The organism is Billgrantia antri (assembly GCF_019430905.1).
Taxonomy (GTDB): Bacteria; Pseudomonadota; Gammaproteobacteria; order Pseudomonadales; family Halomonadaceae; genus Halomonas; species Halomonas antri.
Genome location: NZ_JAHYCA010000001.1, coordinates 1 through 19,660, shown reverse-complemented (window position 1 = coordinate 19,660; position 19,660 = coordinate 1). Strand labels below are relative to the sequence as shown.

At 63.4% G+C, this 19,660-nt stretch carries 14 protein-coding genes; 9 read left to right on the top strand and 5 right to left on the bottom strand.

The genetic code is table 11. The features are described from left to right. Positions 1–61: 61 nt before the first annotated feature. The gene (locus KPL81_RS00070; protein ID WP_219790200.1) at positions 62–3,295 is read right to left on the bottom strand and encodes an FAD-binding and (Fe-S)-binding domain-containing protein; all 3,234 of its coding nucleotides are present in this window, start codon (positions 3,293–3,295) and stop codon (positions 62–64) included. 180 nt (positions 3,296–3,475) lie between these two features. Between KPL81_RS00070 and serS the strand changes: the two genes are divergently transcribed. Beyond that, positions 3,476–4,765, top strand: coding sequence for a serine--tRNA ligase (serS, locus tag KPL81_RS00065; protein WP_219790199.1), 1,290 nt, complete (start codon positions 3,476–3,478; stop codon positions 4,763–4,765). On the opposite strand, the gene KPL81_RS00060 is transcribed toward serS, so the two are convergent. Beyond that, on the bottom strand, positions 4,743–5,507 hold the full coding sequence (locus KPL81_RS00060) for an SIMPL domain-containing protein (RefSeq protein ID WP_219790198.1): 765 nt from the start codon (positions 5,505–5,507) through the stop codon (positions 4,743–4,745). The two genes, serS and KPL81_RS00060, sit on opposite strands and share 23 nt — an antisense overlap. 176 nt (positions 5,508–5,683) lie before the next feature. Between KPL81_RS00060 and KPL81_RS00055 the strand changes: the two genes are divergently transcribed. Continuing rightward, a complete protein-coding gene (locus tag KPL81_RS00055) occupies positions 5,684–6,844 on the top strand; it encodes an AI-2E family transporter (protein WP_219790197.1) in 1,161 nt (386 codons plus the stop codon). Positions 6,845–6,861: 17 nt separating this feature from the next. Here KPL81_RS00055 and trxA read toward each other — a convergent pair whose 3' ends face one another. Beyond that, positions 6,862–7,185 (bottom strand): thioredoxin, encoded by a 324-nt coding sequence (gene trxA / locus KPL81_RS00050; protein WP_219790196.1) that lies wholly within the window; start codon positions 7,183–7,185, stop codon positions 6,862–6,864. 284 nt (positions 7,186–7,469) lie between these two features. Here trxA and cysB point away from each other — a divergent pair, with 284 nt between their 5' ends. Then, positions 7,470–8,441, top strand: coding sequence for an HTH-type transcriptional regulator CysB (gene cysB / locus KPL81_RS00045; protein WP_209473368.1), 972 nt, complete (start codon positions 7,470–7,472; stop codon positions 8,439–8,441). 96 nt (positions 8,442–8,537) lie between these two features. Here the strand turns inward: cysB and KPL81_RS00040 are convergent, their stop codons facing one another. Both KPL81_RS00040 and pabB read right to left on the bottom strand, forming a co-directional pair. Then, positions 8,538–9,155, bottom strand: coding sequence for a phosphoadenosine phosphosulfate reductase domain-containing protein (locus KPL81_RS00040; RefSeq protein ID WP_219790195.1), 618 nt, complete (start codon positions 9,153–9,155; stop codon positions 8,538–8,540). Positions 9,156–9,270: 115 nt separating this feature from the next. After that, positions 9,271–10,650 (bottom strand): aminodeoxychorismate synthase component I, encoded by a 1,380-nt coding sequence (gene pabB / locus KPL81_RS00035; protein ID WP_219790194.1) that lies wholly within the window; start codon positions 10,648–10,650, stop codon positions 9,271–9,273. Positions 10,651–10,885: 235 nt separating this feature from the next. Here pabB and KPL81_RS00030 point away from each other — a divergent pair, with 235 nt between their 5' ends. From KPL81_RS00030 to prpD, 6 genes are all read left to right on the top strand, one after another. Next, positions 10,886–11,596, top strand: a complete 711-nt coding sequence (locus tag KPL81_RS00030) for a GntR family transcriptional regulator (protein WP_209473362.1) — start codon at positions 10,886–10,888, stop codon at positions 11,594–11,596. Positions 11,597–11,627: 31 nt separating this feature from the next. Continuing rightward, entirely contained in the window at positions 11,628–12,518 is an 891-nt protein-coding gene (prpB, locus tag KPL81_RS00025) for a methylisocitrate lyase (RefSeq protein ID WP_219790193.1), read from the top strand. Between the two features lie 49 nt (positions 12,519–12,567). Beyond that, complete coding sequence (gene prpC / locus KPL81_RS00020; protein ID WP_219790192.1) at positions 12,568–13,695, top strand: bifunctional 2-methylcitrate synthase/citrate synthase; 1,128 nt, start codon at positions 12,568–12,570, stop codon at positions 13,693–13,695. A gap of 75 nt (positions 13,696–13,770) precedes the next feature. Then, a complete protein-coding gene (gene acnD / locus KPL81_RS00015; RefSeq protein WP_219790191.1) occupies positions 13,771–16,386 on the top strand; it encodes a Fe/S-dependent 2-methylisocitrate dehydratase AcnD in 2,616 nt (871 codons plus the stop codon). Between the two features lie 63 nt (positions 16,387–16,449). Next, complete coding sequence (gene prpF, locus KPL81_RS00010; protein WP_219790190.1) at positions 16,450–17,628, top strand: 2-methylaconitate cis-trans isomerase PrpF; 1,179 nt, start codon at positions 16,450–16,452, stop codon at positions 17,626–17,628. 91 nt (positions 17,629–17,719) lie between these two features. Next, positions 17,720–19,204 carry a 2-methylcitrate dehydratase gene (gene prpD / locus KPL81_RS00005; protein ID WP_219790189.1) on the top strand — a complete coding sequence of 495 codons (1,485 nt, stop codon included), beginning with the start codon at positions 17,720–17,722 and terminating at the stop codon, positions 19,202–19,204. The last annotated feature ends 456 nt before the right edge of the window (positions 19,205–19,660 follow it).

Sequence of the window (19,660 nt, the reverse complement as noted above, 5' to 3'; positions counted from 1 at the left end):
TAAAAGCTGGTACGACTCGTTTCCCAGCAAGGCCGGCGGCGCCTCGCCGGCCCTTGCTCGTCTACCAGTTTAGCTGACGCAGGTGGCTGAGCAGCCCCTGCAGAGGGTGCGGCAGGGCCTGATCGGAGATTCGCTTGGCCTGGCTGCGGCAGGAGTAGCCGGTGGCCAACAGCCGGCCCTGGTTCGCCTTGTCTTCCACCACCGGCTGCCACGACTGCGCGTAGATGGTCCTGGAGGTCTCGAGGTTACGCGCCTCGTGGCCGTAGGTGCCGGACATGCCACAGCAGCCGGTGGCGACGAGTTCCAGCTCGAAATCGAAAGCTGCGAAGACTTGCTGCCACGCTTTGGGACTGCCCGGGGCGTTGGTCTTCTCGGTGCAGTGTGAGAGCAGCCGGAAGTTGGGGTCGTCGAGTTTCTTGAGCTCCTGGGCGAGGGCTGGAGGCACCAGGCGCTGGCCCTGGGCCACCAGCCACTCCTGCAACATCAGCACTTCGGGCACGGCGCGGGGTCCCAGTGCTTTCAAGTATTCCTGGCGATAGGTGAGGGTCATGGCCGGGTCGATACCCACCAGCGGCACACCGAACTCGGCCAGGGCGCGCAACCGCCGGGCCTGCTTCGCTGCCGTGCGCTCGAAAGCACCGAGGAAACCCTGCACGTGCAGTGGCTTGCCGTTGGCCGTATAGGGGGCGACGAAGACCTTGATGTCCAGACGCGAGAGCAGCTCGATGATGTCCATCACCAGTTCGGCTTCGAAGTGGCTGGAGAAGGCGTCCTGTACGATCACCATGCTTCTGGCCTTCTGCGCCTCGCTTAGCAGGCCCAGCGAGATCGGCGTGGCCTCGGCGACGCCCCAGGCACGCAGCTGCTTGGCCAGCCGTGCGCGCGAGAGACGGGGGCTGTCGACCAGGCCGATGTGCTGCGTCAATAGCCGGTCCACCAGGCGCTGATTCAGCGCGGCGTTGTACAACGGCGCGGCGTGGGCGAGATAGGGCACGAAGAACTCCATGCCGCCGATCAGGTAGTCGCGCAGCGGACGCAGGTAGCGGCCGTGGTACGCCTCTAGGAACTGCGAGCGCGAGTCCGGTACGTTGACCTTTACCGGGCACTGTCCGGCGCAGGACTTGCAGGCCAGGCAGCCCGCCATGGCGTCGTAGACCTCATGGGAGAAATCGGCCTCGTCGCGGCGGCGCCAGGTGTTGCGCACCCGAGTTGGCAGGCGCTTGAGAAAGTCCCAGACCCCCTCGTGGCGCTGCTGCTGTGCTTGTTCCACCAGGTCGACCCCGGCGTTGCCCTGCAGGCGCAGCCACTCGCGAACGAGGCTGGCGCGACCCTTGGGCGAGTGGATGCGATCGCGGGTCGCCTTCCATGAGGGGCACATGGCGTCGTCGGGGTCGTAGTTGTAGCAGGCGCCATTGCCGTTGCAGTACACCGTGGCGGCATGGGCCTGCCACACGCGCTCGTCGATCTGGCGGTCGAGCTGGCCGCGGGTGGGCACGCCGTCGATGGTCAGCAGCCCCGGGTCTACCCACTTCACCGGCTCCTCCGCGGAGGCTACCGCGGCGTCGGGCAGGCTCCCCACGGTTTCGGGTGGGGTGGAAACAGGAAGCGGCGTGGCAATCTTGCCCGGGTTCAGCTGATTGTGCGGGTCGAAGGCGGCCTTGACCCGCTGCAGGCTGGGGTAGAGTTCGCCGAAGAACCTGGGCGCGTACTCGGAGCGCACGCCCTTGCCGTGCTCGCCCCATAGCAGACCGCCATACTTGTGGGTCAGCTCGGCGACCTCATCGGAGACTTCGCGGATCAGCCGCTCCTGCTGCGGATCCTTCATGTCGATGGCCGGTCGCACGTGCAGCACACCGGCATCGACGTGGCCGAACATGCCGTAGCTGAGTCCGCGGGCGTCCAGCGCGGCGCGGAACTCACCGATGAAGTCGGCGAGGTGCTCCGGCGGCACCGCGGTGTCCTCGACGAAGGGGATCGGGCGCTTCTCGCCCTTCTCGTCGACCCTGGCATTGCCCAGCAGGCCTACCGCGCGCTTGCGCATGCCGTAGACCTGCTGGATCTGAGTGCGACCCTCGGCCAGGGTGTAGCCGAGGCGCGGCACGCTCTCATCCGCTTCCAGATGGCGGCAGAAAGTGGCGACTCGTTGGGCGAGCCGCTCGGGGTCGTCGTCGTTGAACTCGATCAGATTGATGCCGCGAATGGCCACCGTCTGGCGTTCGGCCGTTGCGGTATCGCCCTCGCCAGGGTTGACGGCCGCCTCACTGGGAAAGAACTCCGCCACGCTGTCCCAGACGAAGTCCTCCATGGCCAACAAAAGCACCCTGTCATCCACCGTCTCGATGGAGGTGGGTTTCGCCTCAGACCCCATCAAGGCCTTGGCGTCGCGCAGGGCGTCCATGAAACCGGCGTAGCGCACGTTGACCAGGGTCGAGTGTCCGGGAATCGGCAGTACGTTGAGCACGGCCTCGTTGAGCAGTCCGAGCGAACCTTCGGAGCCGCACAACAGGCTGTTCATGTCGAGACGACCTTCCGTGTCCCTGAGATGCGCCAGATCGTAGCCGGTCAGGCAGCGGTTGAGCGGCGGGAACTTGGCCGCGATCAGCTCGCGCTGGGTGTCGATGATCTCGTGGGCGGTACGGTAGGCGTCGCCAATCACGCCGCGATGATGGCGTAGCGCCTCCAGCTCGGTGTCGTCAACCGGGCGGCTGACCAGCCGCTCACCGCCTAGCAGCACGGTGTCGAGCTCGAGCACATGATCGCGGGTCTTGCCGTACTCGCAGCTGCCCTGTCCGCTGGCGTCGGTGGAGATCATGCCGCCGATGGTGGCGCGGTTGGAGGTTGAGAGGTCGGGGGCGAAGAACAGCCCATGAGGCTTCAATGCCGCGTTGAGCTGATCCTTGACCACGCCGGCCTGGACGCGTACCCGGCGCTTCTCGACGTCGATCTCGAGAATCTTGTTCATGTGCCGCGACACATCCACCACCAGGCCGTCGGTGAGGGACTGGCCGTTGGTGCCGGTACCACCGCCGCGGGGCGTGAGGATCACCTGGCGATGCGCGGGGGTGGCGGCAAGCCGCGCAATGCGCTCGAGGTCCTCGGCGTGACGCGGAAACAGCGCCGCCTGGGGCAGGCGCTGGTAGATGGAGTTGTCGGTGGCCAGCACCGTGCGGCTGGCGTAGTCGGGCGCGATCTCACCCTCGAACCCGGCGGCCTTCAGTGCCTCGAGAAAACGCAGGTAGTGCGCGCCCAAACCCTTAATGACGGGAGAGGCGGCGGTGTCCAGTCTGGCGATCATGGCTAGTCGTATTCGGTCGTTTGATGCCGCCGAAGAGCAGGGCGGCAGGGGTGACGCTACTTTACCGCGAGAGGGCGGTGGTGCGCATCCCGGGCCGTGAGCGCGTGGCGCCCTCATGGCCTTTTGCCTACAATGGACGGCTCGATTTTCCGATTCACCGACTGTTACGGACCGGATGCCATGCTCGATCCCAAACTGCTGCGCAGCGACCTCGATACGGTTGCCCAACGATTGGCCAAACGGGGTTTCGCCCTCGACACCGAGCGACTCGAGGCGCTGGAATCCCGGCGTCGCGAGTTGCAGACCGAGACCGAGTCCCTGCAGAGCGAGCGCAACACCCGCTCCAAGGCGATCGGCAAGGCCAAGGCATCCGGCGAGGACATTCAGCCGCTGCTCGACGAGGTGAGTGATCTCGGCGACCGCCTCGATGCCGCCAAGCGTCAACTCGCGGAAGTACAGGAGTCGTGGGAGGCGCTGGCCAGTGGCATTCCCAACCTGCCCCACGACAGCGTGCCGGTGGGGCAGAGCGAGGAGGATAACGTCGAGCTGCACCGCTGGGGTACGCCGCGTGAATATGACTTCGAGGTGCGCGACCATGTCGACCTCGGCGCGCTCAAGGGAGAGCTGGACTTCGAACTCGCCGTCAAGCTGACCGGCTCGCGCTTTGCCGTGATGCGTGGTCAGATCGCCCGCCTGCACCGGGCGCTGGCGCAGTTCATGCTCGACAAGCAGACCCTCGAGCACGGCTACGAGGAGTGCTACGTCCCTTACATGGTCAACGAGGCCTCGCTGTTCGGCACCGGACAGTTACCCAAGTTCGGCGAGGATCTGTTCCGGCTGGACGACGAGCGCCGCTATCACCTGATCCCCACTGCCGAGGTACCGCTGACAAACTTCGCCCGTGACGAGATCATCGAGCATAAGGCTCTGCCGCTCAAGCTTACCGCCCATACGCCGTGTTTTCGCAGTGAGGCGGGCTCCCACGGCCGCGACACCCGCGGCATGATTCGTCAACACCAGTTCGACAAGGTCGAAATGGTGCAGTTGGTAGAGCCCGAGAAAAGCTACGCGGCGCTCGAAGAGATGCGCGGCCACGCCGAGGCGATCCTGCAGGCGTTGGAACTACCCTATCGGGTGGTCACGCTATGTACCGGCGACATGGGCTTCGGCGCGGCCAAGACCTACGATCTCGAAGTGTGGCTGCCGAGCCAGCAGACCTACCGCGAGATCTCCTCGGTCTCCAACTGCGAGGATTTCCAGGCACGGCGCATGCAGGCGCGTTTCCGCCATCCCGAGCAGAAGAAACCCCAGCTGCTGCATACCCTCAACGGTTCGGGCCTGGCGGTAGGGCGCTGCCTAATCGCGGTGATGGAGAACCACCAGAACGCCGACGGCTCCATCACCGTGCCCGAGGCGCTTCGCCCCTACCTGGGCGGCGTCACCACCCTCAATTCTCGATCTCCCAGCTGACGCTGACGCCCGCCTCGATGACGATAGTGCCGGGACGGTATTCGGCCTGACCTGCGCTCTCTCTGGCGTCAGCGCTCATTGCCATCATGCGCGGCTGGTAAACGGGAGAGCGCGTTTCGCTGATCGATACCACCGATCCCAGCGTGACGTTCATCGTGCGCGCCATCAGCTCAGCCTTGTGGCGAGCCTTCTCCAGCGCCATGACCAGTGCCTCGTCGGTGGCGGCATCGCGATCTGCGAGGTCGTAGCTGATGCCATCCATGACGTTGACCCCGGCCGTGGTCAGGGCGTCGAGCAAGCGCGGCAGGCGTTCCAGGTCGTCGACGTGGACCTGGAAGGGTCGCTCGAGCCGGGTGCGCATCAGCATTTCCTGATCGGCGTCGCTGCGCCGCGGGGCGGGAACATACTCGGGCTGCACGCTGAGCGAGCCGGCGCTGATGTCGTCCCGCTTCACACCGGCTTCCTCCAGCGCGGCGATCAGGGAGGCGGCGCGCTCCTCCAGTCGATCACGAGCCTGACGCAGGGCGTCGGGGCCGGTATCGTCGTCGTGGCGCGCCACGGCCGGCGTACGCTCCCACAGTCTCGCACTCAGCGTCGCGCGATCCGGCGCCACGTCGAGCTGGGCTTCGGCCTGTACATCCAATCTGGCGCGGGATTCTTCGTTCGTGGTGGCAGCCGCAGAGAGGGGGATCGCGGCCAACAGGCCTCCCAGCAGCAGGTAATGAAGACGAATCGAGGGCATTGGGTAGGCCTCCTTGCGTTAAGCATGCGAAATTACGCGAGATCGCGTCAGACTGGGCTGAGGGTGCCTACCCATGACGGAAGGTATCGGATTCCATCGTCATCGTGTCGGCAGGTTTGTGTGCTCGCCCGCTAAGGGTCATGATAAGCAGGACACGCCAAGCAGGGATAGATGGCATGCTTAACCGCGATGACAACGTGCGATACGGTCGCCCGCTCACCTTGACGCTGGCCCTGGCGGCGCTGGTGGTGATCATTGCCGGCATTCATGCCGGAGCCGACCTAATCGTCCCGATCCTGCTTGGGTTGTTCATTGCCGTGATCTGCACGTCTCCGGTGCACTGGCTCCACCGCTGCGGCCTTGGGCTGCGTACGGCGGTGGTGGTGACCCTGCTGGTGATCGGCGGCTTTCTCTCGCTGATCGGCCTGCTGGTGGTCAACGCCTTCGGCACCTTCATCGAGGCACTACCGGGCATCGAAGGGCGCCTCTACGAGCACTACCTCAACATACTCGACAGCCTGGCTGCCATGGGCTTGGCCATCAACCCCGATACACTTGCCGGCCTGGTCGAGCCCGAGGATGAGGACGGCTGGCTCACCGCTTTTCTGGGGGGGCTGGGCAACCTGTTGATGCAGAGCGTGGTCGTCGCGCTGCTGGTCATCTTCATGCTGTTCGAGACGCTGAACTTTCGGCGCAAGGTGGCTCAGGCGCTAGACAATCCGGAAGCCAGCCTGCAACGTTTCCACGAGTTCAGTCAGACGCTCAAGCGCTATCTTGCGGTCAAGACGTTCGTCAGCTTGCTCACCGGAGTCATGGCATGGCTGGCCTGTCTGGTGACGGGGGTGGGGTTTCCGCTGCTATGGGGCGTGCTGGCCTTTGCTCTCAACTACATCCCCAACATCGGTTCGGCCATTGCCGCCCTGCCGCCGGTTCTGCTGCTGCTGGTGGCCCAGGACGGTGGCTTGTTGCAGGCTTTCACTCTGGCCATGGCCTACCTGGTCATCAATTTCGTTCTCGGCAATCTGGTGGAGCCTCGCCTGATGGGCCGCGCGCTGGGACTCTCCGCCTTCGTCGCCTTCCTTTCGCTGGTGGTCTGGGGTTGGCTGCTGGGTGTGGTCGGTATGCTGCTCTCGGTGGTGCTGACCATGACCCTAAAGATCGCCCTGGACAGCCACCCGCAGACGCGCTGGATTGCCGACCTGCTGGGGCCGGGCAAGCGGTCATTTGCCGATGAGGGAGTCGATGAAGTGAGGTCGCTCCCGCTCGACGCAGAGCCGGGCCCGCTCCCTCCTGAAACGCAAGCGCCCCGGCCAAAGCCGGGGCGACGCGTACGATGATGTCTGGTCCCGTCGTCTCAGGCGTTCTGGTCGATGAACTGTACCAGCTGCGACTTCGACTGGGCGCCCACCAGGGAAGCGACCTTTGAACCCGACTTGAACAGCATGACGGTGGGAACGCCTCTCACACCCTGCTCGGCAGCGATCTCGGGGGCATCGTCGACATTGATGCTGACTACCTTGAGGCTGTCGGAGCGTTCGTCGGCAACCTCGTCGATCACCGGGGCCATGACCTTGCAAGGGCCGCACCAGGGCGCCCAGAACTTCAGCAGCACGGGTTGCTCTGCCTTGAGGACTTCCTGCTCGAAGTTGGCATTGGTGACATCGACGTTATTGGCCATGTGAATCTCCAGTTACGTTGCGCTACATCGAGCGGATCAGGTGACATGCATCGGCATGTCCGGTCGGCAGATGTTAGCCGCCGGCCGGGTGTCTGGCAAATGGCAGGCAATGATCTGCCTCGTGATGCGAAGCGCCGTCATCTCAAGTGCGATACCCAGCTGCTTCGTTTGCATCGATCCCATGGCCTGAATACGTGTTAAACGTTATGCTATTTCGTGATTAGCCAGCGTTGTCTAATCACCATTGCCTCTGTCTTGCCGGGCGTAAGGGAGCCAAGTCGATCATGAAGCTACAGCAACTACGCTACGTCTGGGAAGTGACCCGCCACAACCTCAACGTGTCGGCGACGGCTCAGAGCCTGTTCACTTCGCAGCCCGGCATTTCCAAGCAGATACGTTTGCTGGAAGATGAGTTGGGCGTAGAAATTTTCGCCCGCAGCGGCAAGCATCTGACCCGGGTCACTCCGGCCGGTGAGTCCATCGTCGAGCTGGCCGGCCAGGTACTTCGTCTCACCGACAACATCAAGCAGGTGGCCCAGGAGCACAGTGACGAACGCCGGGGTAGCCTGTCCATTGCCACGACCCATACCCAGGCGCGCTACGCGCTGCCGCCGGTCATCAGTGAGTTCACTGGCAAGTATCCCGATGTGGCGCTGCACATGCAGCAGGGAACGCCCAAGCAAATTGCCCAGATGGTCAGCGATGGTATGGCCGATTTTGCGATCTGCACCGAGTCGCTGGAGCTGTTCACCGACCTGGTGCTGCTGCCTTGCTATCGCTGGAACCGCTGTGTGCTGGTGCCGCGGGGCCACGCCTTGGCGGAGAGTGGCGGGCTGACCCTCGAGCGCCTGGCCGAGCAGCCGATCGTGACCTATGTATTCGGTTTCACCGGCCGCTCACAGCTCGACGACGCCTTCCGGGCCAAGGGACTCACGCCCAACGTGGTGCTCACCGCCGCCGATGCCGACGTGATCAAGACCTACGTCAGGCTCGGCCTGGGGGTCGGCATCGTAGCGCACATGGCCTACGATCCCGAGCTCGACGACGATCTGGTCGCCCTCGAAGCGGGTCATCTGTTCGAAAGCTCGGTGACCAAGATCGGCATTCGTCGCGGCACCTTCATGCGCGGCTACATGTACGACTTCGTCAAGGGTTTTGCCAGCCACCTCGAGCGCGACCTGGTCGATGCGGCACTTGCTGCCGGACCACGACACGAGGCGGAGCTGTTCGAGCACATCGAGTTGCCGGTGCGCTAGGAAAGCCGTTGTGCCAGAGCGCTCCATCGCGAGAAAACCAAAGAGGGCGAGTTTTCACTCGCCCCCTTGCGATCTGCAGCGACTTTGCCATGAGGCTTAATGCTGCAAGTGAAGCCCGCACTCACGCTTCTCTTCCACCTTGGTAGGGTCAAAGTAGTCGAACTCGTTGGGTAGGTCGTGCAGCTGCAGGTACTGGTACATGTCCTTGGCGCTCCAGCCCAGCACCGGCGAGACCTTGAGCAGACCATCGGCGTTCTTGCTGAGGGGCGCCATACGGGCGCGCTCTGCAGTATCCTCGGCGCGTAGCGCAGTGAACCAGACGTCCGGAGCCATCTCGCGCAGCGCACGCTCGAATGGCTCCAGCTTGACTTCACGCGTGAAGGCATCATGGCGCGAGTCATCGATACCCGGCATGGGGCCTTCCACCGCCTCGCGGTGCGCTCGGGTGCGCTTCGGCAGGTAGGTGATGAGGTTTAGGTCGAGTCGCTGGACCAGCGCATCGGCGAAGCGATAAGTCGCTTCCGTATTGTAGCCATGGTCCATCCACACCACCGGGATCGAGGGCTGATGGCGCGTCACCATGTGCAGAATCACGGCTTCGAAGGGGCGAAAGTTGGTCGTGACGATGGGGCGCTGGCCTTGCTCCAGGGCCCAGCGAATCAGAGCATCTGGGTCGTTGCCGAGTTCTTGATTGATAGCGTCGAGGTCTGCCATGGGGGCTCCAGGGTCGTTGATGGCATCATGCTCATACCCTAACAAAGGCAGCGGATCGGCCCCCAATATCGTTTCATTGGATTGATATATCCAAAAGAGAGAAAAATTTCTCTTCTTATTCCACTTTGTGCTTTGGCTCGCCCAGTGCCGCCATGAGATGGCGAATCTTGTCCAGCGTCTCGACGTACTCTGCCTCGACCTCGGAGTCGGCTACCAGCCCGCCGCCGCCCCACAGGTGAAGGCGTTCACCGTCGGCCAATGCCGTGCGAATGGCGATCGAGGTATCCATGTTGCCACGTACGTCGACAAAACCGAGGCTGCCGCAGTAGACGCTGCGACGGCTCGGTTCGAGCTCGTCGATGATCTGCATCGCTCGCACCTTGGGCGCCCCGGTGATCGAGCCGCCGGGAAAGGCGGCTGCCAACAGGTCCAGAGGGCGTCGCCCCGCCTCCAGTTCACCGCACACGACGCTGACAAGGTGATGCACGTTGGCATAGCTTTCCAGACCGCACAGTTGCGGCACGCGCACGCTTCCGGGCCGGCATACCCGACCCAAATCGTTGCGCAGCAGATCGACGATCATCACGTTCTCGGCCCGGTCCTTGGGGCTGGCCTTCAGCGCCTCGGCCAGATGCCGGTCCTCCTCTGGTGTGGCCCCGCGCGGACGGGTGCCCTTGATCGGTCGTGTTTCGACATGACCGTCGCTCCGGCAGTGTAGGAAGCGCTCCGGGGAGAGCGATAGGATGGCTTGTTCACCCCGGTCCGATGGCCACGCCATGTAGCCGGCAAACGGAGTCGGCGTTGCCTGGCGAAGGCGCAAATAGGCCGACCATAGATCGCCGACATAGGGTGCGCTGAAGCGCTGCGCCAGATTGATCTGATAGCAGTCGCCTGCGCGAATGTATTCCTGCACGGCGGCGAAGCGGCGGGCGTAGCCGGCCCGGTCCAATTCTCCGGCGAAGGGAGACTGCAACTGAAATTCGGGGCCCGTGAAAGCGGGTGAGTCCAGCCAGCCCAAGACCTGCTCACGCCTCGCATGCGTGGCGACCAGCCAGCTCTCCTTCTGACGATGATCCTGGATCAAGGCCCAGTCGTAGAGCCCGGTGCGGCTGGAGGGCAGACCCACCGTATGGTTTGTGGAAGCTCCTACCGGCTCCAGCGCGCGCCCAAGGTCGTAGCCCCAGTATCCGATCAGGCCTGCGAGGAAAGGCAGGTCGCTGTCGGGGAGTTCGAGAGCGAGGCTGTCCAGCAACGCCTGCTGGGCGACGAAGGGATTGGGCTGATCGCAAACGATGCCGTCGACCCGAACGCTGCCTTGCTCGTCGACGTACAGCAGCGACACGGGGTCACTCGAGATGATGTCGTAACGTCCGCCGGAGGCGACGGGTCTTCCGCTATCGAGGAGAACGGCTCCCGGACGTTGACGCAGCGCTCCAAAATAGACGATCGGATCGTCCTGATAGGGGAGTGGAGTAATGTGAAGTCTGGCTTTCATGAGGGGGCCTTTCAGAACCGGCCATCCATTCTAGGGGGCAGAGTGTATTTTGTCGTGAGAGGCGTTGGTCTGCTAATGGTTTTTTTCACCAATGCTGTCAAGATTGTCGACAGCAAGTAAGATGCTTTTCCCAGAGCTTACAACCAAAGGCGTAGCGCATCCCAGTAAATGGGTGGTTGACCGACGGGAAGGCAATGTCTAAAGTCACTTTATTCCCCAATTGTCGACAATTATCATGAACTCAGCTGCTCCAGAACAAACCTCTCCTGAAGTCCGGACCTTGGCTGAACGGGTTTTTCACCAGCTGCAGGACGCCATCGTCCGCGGCGAACTGGCACCGGGCAGCAAGATCACCGAGCCAGGCCTGTCGAAGGCCTACGGAATTTCCCGCGGTCCACTGCGCGAGGCAATGCGCCGCCTGGAAGCTCACCGCCTGATCGAGCGCGTGCCGCACGTCGGGGCGCGGGTGGTCAAGCTGTCGATGAAAGAGCTGCTCGAGCTGTTCGATGTGCGCGAGGCGCTCGAGAGCATGGCAGCTCGACTTGCCGCCGAGCACATGACCCGCGAGGAAATCGCCGGCTTGCGCGAAGTGCTGGCGCTGCATGAGCGTCAATCCGACCTCAAGAGCGGCGAGGCCTACTATCAGCGCGAGGGCGACCTGGACTTCCACTACCGCATCGTCCTAGGCAGCCATAATCGCATGCTGATGACGATGCTGTGCGACGACCTCTACTACCTGGTCAGGCTCTATCGCACCCAGTTCAGTGCCAGCGGCACCCGGCCTCAGCGCGCCTTCGTCGAACACCATCGCATCGTCGATGCCATCGAAGCGGGCGATGCCGAGTTGGCCGAGTTGCTGATGCGCCGCCACGTCAGCGCCTCGCGGGCCAACGTGGCCGACCGCTATGCCGAGATTCTCAAGGAGCAGGCCGAGGCGACCGCTTGAGGCCAGCGAGCAGATCACAGAGGAACCTACCATGACGCAACCCACCCCCGGCGCTCGTTTCCGCGCCGCCCTCGAAGCCAATCGTCCGCTGCCCATCGTCGGCACCATCAACGCCTACACCGCGATGATGGCCGAGCGGGTCGGTCACCAGGCGATATACCTGTCCGGCGGCGGCGTGGCCAACGCCTCGTTCGGCCTACCCGACCTGGGCATGACCACCATGAATGACGTGGCCCAGGACGCGCACCGCATCTGTGGCGCTACTGACCTGCCACTGCTGGTGGATATCGACACCGGCTGGGGCGGAGCCTTCAACATTGCCCGCACCGTCAAGGAGATGCAGCGCGCCGGTGTGGCTGCCGTGCACCTCGAGGATCAGGTGGCGCAGAAGCGCTGCGGGCACCGCCCCAACAAGGAGATCGTTTCCAGGCAGGAGATGGTCGATCGCATCAAGGCGGCTGCCGATGCACGCATCGACGCTGACTTTTACCTGATCGCGCGTACCGATGCCTTCCAGAAGGAGGGGCTGGACGCCGCCATCGACCGTGCCAATGCCTGCATCGAGGCGGGGGCCGATGCCATCTTCGCCGAGGCGGTGCATACCTTGGACGATTACCGCGCGTTCTGCGAGCGAGTCGATGCACCGATTCTGGCTAACATCACCGAGTTCGGCGCCACGCCGCTGTTCAGCCAGCAGGAGCTCGCCGAGGTGGGCTGTCGCATGGTGCTCTATCCCCTGTCGGCCTTCCGCGCCATGAATGCTGCAGCCCTCAAGGTCTACCAGAGCATCCGCGACAATGGCCATCAGCGTGACGTGGTCGAGCTGATGCAGACCCGCGACGAGCTCTACGACTTCCTCAATTACCACGCTTTCGAGCAGAAGCTCGATGCACTGTTTGCCGAAAAAGGCGCGGACACCTGAGTCCGACCAGTCACGCCGACAACAACACGCCATATCAAGGAGACACGACATGTCAGACAAACCCATCGGTGGTGCCGGCCTGCGCGGCCAGAGCGCCGGCAGTACGGCCCTGTGTACCGTCGGCAAGACCGGTTCCGGCCTGACCTATCGCGGCTTCGATATCAAGGAGCTGGCCGAGAAGGCGCGCTTCGAGGAAGTGGCCTACCTGCTGCTCAAGGGCAAGCTGCCGAACCAGGCCGAGCTCGATGCCTACGTCAGCAAGCTCAAGGGGCTGCGTGGCCTGCCGGCAGCGCTCAAGACCGTGCTCGAGCAGATTCCGGCCAGTGCCCATCCCATGGACGTGATGCGCACCGGCGCCTCGATGCTTGGCAACCTCGAGACCGAGGAGAGCTTCGATGAGCAGCAGGACGTCTCCGACCGACTGCTCGCTGTGCTGCCTTCGATCATCTGTTACTGGTACCGTTATAGCCACGACGGCGTGCGCATCGAGACCGAGACCGACGACGAGTCGGTGGGCGCTCACTTCCTGCATCTGCTGCGCGGTGAGGCACCGTCAGAGCTTCACGCGCGGGTGATGAACGTCTCGCTGATCCTGTATGCCGAGCACGAATTCAATGCCTCGACCTTCACCGCTCGGGTGTGTGCCTCGACCCTCTCCGACATGCACTCCTGCGTGACCGGTGCCATCGGCTCGCTGCGTGGCCCGCTGCACGGCGGTGCCAACGAGGCGGCCATGGACATGATCGAGAACTGGCAGTCGCCGGAAGAGGCCGAGCAAAAGATCATGGGCATGCTCGAACGCAAGGAGAAGATCATGGGCTTCGGGCACGCGATCTATCGCGAATCCGACCCGCGCAACGCCATCATCAAGCAGTGGTCGAAAAAACTGGCCGAGGACGTGGGCGACACGGTCCTCTATCCGGTATCCGAGCGAGTCGAGGAAGTCATGTGGCGCGAGAAGAAGCTGTTCTGCAACGCCGATTTCTTCCATGCCAGCGCCTACTACTTCATGGATATTCCCACCAAGCTGTTCACTCCGATCTTCGTCTGCTCGCGCGTGACCGGCTGGTGTGCCCATGTCTTCGAGCAGCGTGCCAACAACCGCATCATTCGCCCCAGCGCCGACTATATCGGCCCGGAGAAGAGCGAGTGGGTGCCAATCGAGGAGCGCGACTGAGCTTCTACCTATCCAAGGCGGCCTGAGGGCCGCCTTTTACGCTGCTTTACCCTCTACCACGCGAAGACCGTCGACATGAACACTCAATATCGTAAAACGCTTCCCGGTACCGAGCTGGACTATTTCGACGTGCGTGCGGCCGTCGAGGAGCTCCAGCCCGGTGCCTACGACACGCTTCCCTATACCTCTCGCGTGCTGGCCGAGCAGCTGGTGCGCCGCTGCGAGCCGGAACTGCTGACCGATGCGCTCAAACAGCTGATCGAGCGGCGCCGCGACCTTGACTTCCCTTGGTACCCGGCGCGGGTGGTGTGCCACGACATCCTCGGCCAGACGGCGCTGGTCGACCTGGCCGGACTGCGCGATGCCATTGCCGAGAAGGGCGGCGACCCGGCCAAGGTCAATCCGGTGGTGCCGACCCAGCTGATCGTCGATCACTCACTGGCCGTGGAGTGCGGCGGCGACGACCCTCAGGCGTTCGACAAGAACCGTGCCATCGAGGATCGCCGCAACGAGGATCGCTTTCACTTCATCGACTGGACGCGCACCGCGTTCAAGAACGTCGATGTGATCCCTGCCGGCAACGGCATCATGCACCAGATCAACCTGGAGAAAATGTCGCCGGTGATCCAGGCGCGCGACGGTGTGGCATATCCCGATACCTGCGTGGGCACCGACAGCCACACCCCGCACATCGACTGCTTGGGCGTGATCGCCATCGGCGTCGGCGGGCTCGAAGCCGAGACCGTGATGCTCGGCCGTCCCTCGATGATGCGCCTGCCCGACATCGTCGGCGTGGAGCTGACCGGCAAGCGTCAGCCGGGCATTACCGCCACCGACATCGTGCTGGCCATTACCGAGTTCCTGCGCCAGGAGCGGGTGGTGGGCGCCTACCTGGAGTTCTTCGGCGAAGGTGCGGAGAGCCTGACCATCGGCGACCGGGCCACCATCTCCAACATGACGCCGGAGTACGGTGCCACCGCGGCGATGTTCTACATCGACCAGCAGACCCTCGACTACCTGACCATCACCGGACGCGAACCGGAGCAGGTGGCGCTGGTGGAGCACTATGCCAAGACCGTGGGGCTGTGGGCCGACAACCTGAAAGGCGCCGAGTATGAACGCGTACTCACCTTCGACCTCTCCAGCGTCGAGCGCAACCTAGCCGGCCCCTCCAACCCGCATCGTCGTCTGCCGACCTCGGCGCTGGCCGAGCGCGGCATCGCCACGAACCTCGAGCAGGCGCTGGCCGAAGAGAGGGCTGGCCGAATGCCCGACGGCGCGGTGATCATCGCCGCCATCACCAGCTGTACCAACACCTCCAACCCGCGCAACGTGGTGGCGGCGGGGCTGCTGGCCAAGAAGGCCAACGAACTGGGCCTCCTGCGCAAGCCGTGGGTGAAGTCCTCCTTCGCTCCAGGGTCGAAAGTTGCGCGTCTCTATCTGGAAGAGGCCGGGCTGTTGCCCGAGCTGGAGAAGCTCGGTTTCGGCATCGTGGCCTATGCCTGCACCACCTGTAACGGCATGTCCGGCGCGCTGCGCCCGGAGATCCAGCAGGAGATCATCGACCGCGACCTCTACGCCACGGCGGTGCTCTCCGGGAACCGTAATTTCGACGGACGCATACATCCCTATGCCAAGCAGGCCTTCCTCGCCTCGCCACCGCTGGTGGTGGCCTACGCCATTGCCGGTACCGTGCGCTTCGACATCGAGAAGGACGCGTTGGGCTATGACAAGGACGGCAAGCCGGTCACGCTCAAGGATCTGTGGCCCAGCGACGAGGAGATCGATGCCATCGTTGGCGAGTACGTCAAGCCGGAGCAGTTCAAGCAGGTCTACATCCCGATGTTCAACCTCGACGAGGTGGAACAGGCCAAGAGCCCGCTCTACGACTGGCGCCCGCAGAGTACCTACATTCGCCGGCCGCCCTACTGGGAGGGCAACATGGCGCGCGAGCGAGCGCTGAAGGGCATGCGTCCGCTGGCAATCCTGCCCGACAACATCACCACCGACCATCTGTCGCCCTCCAACGCCATCCTGCTGGACAGCGCGGCGGGCGAGTACCTGGCGAAGATGGGCCTGCCGGAGGAGGACTTCAACTCCTACGCCACCCACCGCGGCGACCACCTCACAGCCCAGCGCGCCACACTGGCCAACCCGAAGCTGTTCAACGAGATGGTGCGCGATGACAACGGTGACGTGATCCAGGGCTCGCTGGCGCGCATCGAGCCGGAAGGCAAGGTGACGCGCATGTGGGAGGCCATCGAGACCTACATGGAGCGCGGCCAGCCGCTGATCGTCATCGCCGGGGCCGACTACGGTCAGGGCAGCTCGCGCGACTGGGCAGCCAAGGGCGTGGCACTGGCCGGAGTGGAGGCGATCGTCGCCGAGGGCTTCGAGCGCATCCACCGCACCAACCTGGTCGGTATGGGTGTGATGCCGCTGCAGTTCGAGGAAGGCACCACGCGTCACACCTTGCAGCTCGACGGCACCGAGACCTATGACGTGGAGGGCAAGCCTGCTCCCCGGGCGACCCTCGAGCTGGTCATCCATCGCAAGACCGGCGAAGTCGATCGGGTGCCGGTGATCTGCCGCCTGGATACCGCCGAGGAGGTCACGGTTTATTCGGCCGGCGGCGTGCTGCAGCGCTTCGCCCAGGACTTCCTCGAGTCCGAAACCGAAGCGACGGCCTGACCCATGCGTAATGTGAGCGCCCCGGTTCTTGCCGGGCGCTCCTCCCTTCAGGAAATGAACCTCATGGCACATGTCCCTCAAATCAAGATTCCCGCCACCTATATGCGCGGCGGGACCAGCAAAGGCGTCTTCTTCCGTCTGGACGACCTGCCCGAGGAGGCACGCAAGCCCGGCCCGGCCCGTGATGCCTTGCTGCTGCGCGTTATCGGTAGCCCCGACCCCTATCAGAAGCAGATCGATGGCATGGGCGGGGCCACCTCCAGCACGAGCAAGACGGTGATCCTGTCGAAGAGTGAAAGCCCCGAGCACGATGTCGACTACCTGTTCGGCCAGGTCTCCATCGACAAGCCCTTTGTCGACTGGAGCGGCAACTGCGGCAATCTCTCGGCGGCAGTGGGTCCCTTTGCCATCAGCAATGGCCTGGTGGATTCGTCGCGAATCCCCGAGAACGGCCTGGCCACGGTGCGGATCTGGCAGGCCAACATCGGCAAGACCATCGTTTCGCGTGTACCAATCACGAACGGCGAGGTGCAGGAGACCGGCGACTTCGAGCTCGACGGCGTGACCTTCCCGGCCGCCGAGGTGGCGGTCGAGTTCATGGATCCGGCCGACGGCGAAGGTGCGATGTTCCCTACCGGCAATCTCGTCGACGAACTCGAGGTGCCGGGGGTGGGCACCCTCTCGGCAACAATGGTCAATGCTGGTATTCCCACCGTGTTCGTCAATGCGGAAGCGATTGGCTACAGCGGTACCGAGCTGCAGGAGGCGATCAACGGCGACACCAGGGCGTTGGCGATGTTCGAGTCGATTCGCGCCCATGCCGCGGTGTGCATGGGACTGATCTCTGACGTTGCCGAGGCGGCCGAGCGGCAGCACACGCCCAAGGTGGCCTTCGTTGCGCCGCCGTCCGACTATGTCGCTTCGAGCGGCAAGGCGATCAAGGCCAGTGACATCGACCTGTTGGTGCGCGCGCTCTCAATGGGCAAGCTGCACCACGCCATGATGGGCACGGCAGCGGTCGCCATCGCCACGGCGGCGGCGGTGCCCGGCACCCTGGTCAACCTGGCGGCGGGCGGCGGCGAACGCAACTCGGTTCACTTCGGGCATCCATCGGGCACGCTGCGAGTGGGGGCGGAAGCCTCTCAGCCCAACGGCCAGTGGACGGCAACCAAGGCGGTGATGAGCCGCAGCGCCCGGGTGTTGATGGAAGGCTGGGTGCGTGTGCCCGGCGATTCGTTCTAGGCATTAGCCTTATAGGCTTCGCCCCGGGTCGCAAGGCTTGGGGCGTTTTCTATAGTGAGGAGACGACATCGAGCCTGCGACAGGAGGGAGCATGAGCGCCACCGTCGAACGCAACGTCCGTCCCGATTACGACCCTGAACTGCAGATGATCGCCGACTACGTTCTCGACTATCGGATCGAGAGCGACGAGGCGCTGGATACCGCACGCAACTGTCTCATCGATACCCTGGGCTGTGGCCTGTTGGCGTTGCGCTTCCCGGAATGCACCAAGCACCTGGGGCCGCTCGTCGAAGGCACCGTCGTGCCCCATGGTGCCCGGGTGCCGGGCACCTCCTTCCGCCTGGATCCTGTCAAGGCTGCCTGGGATACCGGCTGCATCGTGCGCTGGCTCGACTATAACGACACCTGGCTTGCCGCCGAGTGGGGGCATCCCTCCGACAACCTGGGTGCCATTCTCGCCGTGGCGGATCACCTCTCGCAAAAGCGAGTCGCCCAGGGCGAGGCGCCGTTGACCATGCGCGACGTCCTCGAGGCCATGATCAAGGCTCATGAGATCCAGGGAGTGCTAGCGCTCGAAAACTCCTTCAACCGGGTTGGCCTGGATCATGTGGTCCTGGTCAAGGTGGCATCCACAGCGGTGGCCGCCCATCTGATGGGGGCGAGTCGGGATCAACTGATGTCGGCTCTGTCGCACGCTTGGGCTGACGGTCAGAGTCTGCGTACCTATCGCCATGCGCCCAACGCCGGCTCACGCAAGAGCTGGGCGGCGGGAGATGCCACTTCTCGTGGCGTGCGCCTGGCCGATATTGCCCTGCGTGGTGAGATGGGCATACCCGGGGTGCTCAGTGCGCCACAATGGGGCTTCTACGACGTGCTCTTCTCGAAGACCAACAAGGATCAGGCGATCAAACCTGAAGGGGAGAGGAAGTTTCGCTTCCAGCGTGAGTTCGGCAACTATGTGATGGAAAACATCCTGTTCAAGATCGCCTTCCCGGCAGAATTCCATGCCCAGACTGCCTGCGAGGCTGCAGTGCGCTTGCATCCCCAGGTCAAGGACCGCCTCGATGAGATCGAGCGTATCGTCATCACCACCCATGAGTCGGCGATCCGCATCATCTCCAAGGAGGGCAAGCTGGCCAACCCGGCGGACCGTGACCACTGCTTGCAGTACATGGTGGCTGTGCCGCTCATCTTTGGTGACCTGACCGCCGAGCACTACGAAGACGATTTTCATCATCAGCATCCGCTGATAGATACCCTGCGCGGGAAGATGAAAGTAAGAGAGGAACCCCGCTACACCCAAGACTATCTGGCTGCCGACAAGCGCTCTATCGCCAACGCCATCCAGGTGTTCTTCCGCGACGGCAGCGCTACGGAGTGCGTCGAAGTGGAGTATCCACTCGGACATCGACGACGTCGCGACGAAGGCATTCCCATGCTAGAGGAGAAGTTTCGGCGCAACCTGGCCACGCGCTTCCCCGACGGTCGCTGCGAGCGAATATTCTCGTTGTGCAGCAATCAAGCACAGCTGGAAGCCACGCCGGTACATCGATTCGTCGAACTCTTCATCATCTGATGCATCTCGTTACCTGCGTCTGAAGGTGAGAAAATTGATCGCAGTCATGGCTGCTGTCAGAAACCTGAGCTATATTTTTTTGACGCAAAGGGTTGCGTCATTACTGGGCAGCCCGTAAAGTACGCATCCGCTGCCGGCGACGGGCAACGTTGCAGGCGGTGGGAAGAGTGGTAAGTGGCTGTCTTGCTTTGAGTTTTACGATTCGCTTCGTAAAATTCGCACTTGACGCCCGCGGCGGATTCGGTAGAATGCGCCCCACTCGAAAGCAAGTCCGCAAGCGGGCTTGCGGTCGCCGGCCCAGGCCGGTCTTCGATGCCAGGGTCATTTCGGTGGCGGCCTCGAAGAGAGTTGACAAACTCCGGCGCTTCAGTAGAATACGCCTTCCTCGCAGGGCGCTGGCGAGGCCTCACGGCCCCGACAGCAAGCGAGACGCTCTTTAACAATCGATCAGGTAAT

Bases quoted from the DNA above. Each gene is read 5' to 3' on its own strand.
- pabB (WP_219790194.1), bottom strand. From the start codon at position 10,650: ATGAAAGCCAGACTTCACATTACTCCACTCCCCTATCAGGACGATCCG.
- KPL81_RS00030 (WP_209473362.1), top strand. From the start codon at position 10,886: ATGAACTCAGCTGCTCCAGAACAAACCTCTCCTGAAGTCCGGACCTTG.
- cysB (WP_209473368.1), top strand. From the start codon at position 7,470: ATGAAGCTACAGCAACTACGCTACGTCTGGGAAGTGACCCGCCACAAC.
- prpC (WP_219790192.1), top strand. From the start codon at position 12,568: ATGTCAGACAAACCCATCGGTGGTGCCGGCCTGCGCGGCCAGAGCGCC.
- prpF (WP_219790190.1), top strand. From the start codon at position 16,450: ATGGCACATGTCCCTCAAATCAAGATTCCCGCCACCTATATGCGCGGC.
- KPL81_RS00070 (WP_219790200.1), bottom strand. From the start codon at position 3,295: ATGATCGCCAGACTGGACACCGCCGCCTCTCCCGTCATTAAGGGTTTG.
- KPL81_RS00060 (WP_219790198.1), bottom strand. From the start codon at position 5,507: ATGCCCTCGATTCGTCTTCATTACCTGCTGCTGGGAGGCCTGTTGGCC.
- trxA (WP_219790196.1), bottom strand. From the start codon at position 7,185: ATGGCCAATAACGTCGATGTCACCAATGCCAACTTCGAGCAGGAAGTC.
- prpD (WP_219790189.1), top strand. From the start codon at position 17,720: ATGAGCGCCACCGTCGAACGCAACGTCCGTCCCGATTACGACCCTGAA.
- KPL81_RS00055 (WP_219790197.1), top strand. From the start codon at position 5,684: ATGCTTAACCGCGATGACAACGTGCGATACGGTCGCCCGCTCACCTTG.
- serS (WP_219790199.1), top strand. From the start codon at position 3,476: ATGCTCGATCCCAAACTGCTGCGCAGCGACCTCGATACGGTTGCCCAA.
- prpB (WP_219790193.1), top strand. From the start codon at position 11,628: ATGACGCAACCCACCCCCGGCGCTCGTTTCCGCGCCGCCCTCGAAGCC.
- KPL81_RS00040 (WP_219790195.1), bottom strand. From the start codon at position 9,155: ATGGCAGACCTCGACGCTATCAATCAAGAACTCGGCAACGACCCAGAT.
- acnD (WP_219790191.1), top strand. From the start codon at position 13,771: ATGAACACTCAATATCGTAAAACGCTTCCCGGTACCGAGCTGGACTAT.